This is a genomic window from Protofrankia sp. Cr1, assembly GCF_963555865.1.
In the GTDB taxonomy this organism is placed as follows: Bacteria; Actinomycetota; Actinomycetes; order Frankiales; family Frankiaceae; genus Protofrankia.
On record NZ_CAUVXO010000660.1, the window covers coordinates 1,653 to 2,911 of the forward strand.

3 protein-coding genes are annotated in these 1,259 nt (G+C 66.3%); all 3 read right to left on the reverse strand.

Annotation, left to right across the window (positions count from 1 at the left end):
- Positions 1 to 290 (reverse strand): hypothetical protein (locus U9980_RS27555; protein WP_322770601.1); only part of this gene is annotated, 290 nt, incomplete at its 3' end.
- A gap of 4 nt (positions 291 to 294) precedes the next feature.
- Positions 295 to 579: a hypothetical protein gene (locus tag U9980_RS27560; protein ID WP_322770602.1), complete on the reverse strand. Its 285-nt coding sequence runs from the start codon at positions 577 to 579 to the stop codon at positions 295 to 297.
- Positions 580 to 686: 107 nt separating this feature from the next.
- On the reverse strand, positions 687 to 938 hold the full coding sequence (locus U9980_RS27565; RefSeq protein WP_322770603.1) for a helix-turn-helix transcriptional regulator: 252 nt from the start codon (positions 936 to 938) through the stop codon (positions 687 to 689).
- Positions 939 to 1,259 lie beyond the last annotated feature (321 nt).

Consider the following 1,259-nt stretch of genomic DNA (forward strand, 5'->3'; position numbering starts at 1 on the left):
CCGCCCGACCCCGCGGGTACCAGACCCACGCGGATATCAACATCCGGCCCCTGATCGGGCACCAATGCGCGCAACAGCCGATCCAGCTCGGACGCCAGAGCGTCGGCCGATCCAGCTCGATCGCGCAGCGGGACGGCGACCATGTCGACCAGATCCCGCCACGCCGCCATCTCTGCACCCGTGATCCGCGACAGGATGCCCGACAGATGGACCGTCAGCTCACTCCAGGACATCAGCGGGCCCAACGCCAGGAACAGCAGTAACCGGCGTTTGTCCTCGTTCGATAGCATCGATCTACTCCTCTGATTGGGTTGTCTGAGGGGCCATGCGAGTCGCCGTCGACTCGCCCACGGTCGGGTCGACGGTGATCTCCCCGCCAACCGGGCCACGCGCACGGCGTTGACGTTTCGGGGCTGCGCGGCGCCGCCGAGCCTCCGCGCTTTTGATCGCGATCCGCTTCATGTGCAGCGCCTGCAAGCGCTTCGCCCGCTCCACCCGCTCCTCGTAAGGCAGCAGCCCTTCCGGGTCGGCCTCGCGGAGGAACCGCGCGAACGCACCCGCACGGGCAGGCGCCGACACCTCCGCACCCGAACCGGCAGCCAGCACACGGGCATGACCACCAGCAGACGCGATCAACCGCCGTGTCGCCGGGGACGGCTTCGACCGTCCGTCCTCCGCAGGCGCAGTCACTCGGCACCGCCAAGCGCCTGGACGGGCTCGTCCGTGATGGGAGGGTCGGGTTCGTCCAGGCGGCCGAGGATGTGCTCGATGGACCGCAGGACCGTCACGGACACGCGCTTCTTGTGCCCGAGTTCGATGTTGTAGAGGTAGTCGCGGTGGATACCCGCTTGCTCGGCGAGCTCCGCGACCTCGATGCGTCGCGCCAGACGCCGGCTTCGGATCTCCGCTCCGTTGACGGCGAGAGATGGTCTGGGCATGCAGCAACTATAGGCAGGTTTAGGCAGAAAGCAACACAGAGATACAACAACATGCGGTTGTCTGTCGATCGATGTTGCTGTGGTTGCCTGCCTGTTTGTTGTCCGAGTACAGAGATGCTGGAATCTGCCTATCTCTGCCTGCCCACGCCGAGAGGACTCCCGTGCTCAAGCTCGACCCAGACAAGGCGCAGCGCCTCGCCGAGGCCGCACGCCGACGACGTCGAGAGCTCGGCAATCCCCCCCAAGTGGAGATCGCCACGCGGGGAGGAATCTCCCTCGCGACCTACCAGAAGGTCGAGACCGGGACGACCAGCAGCCTGA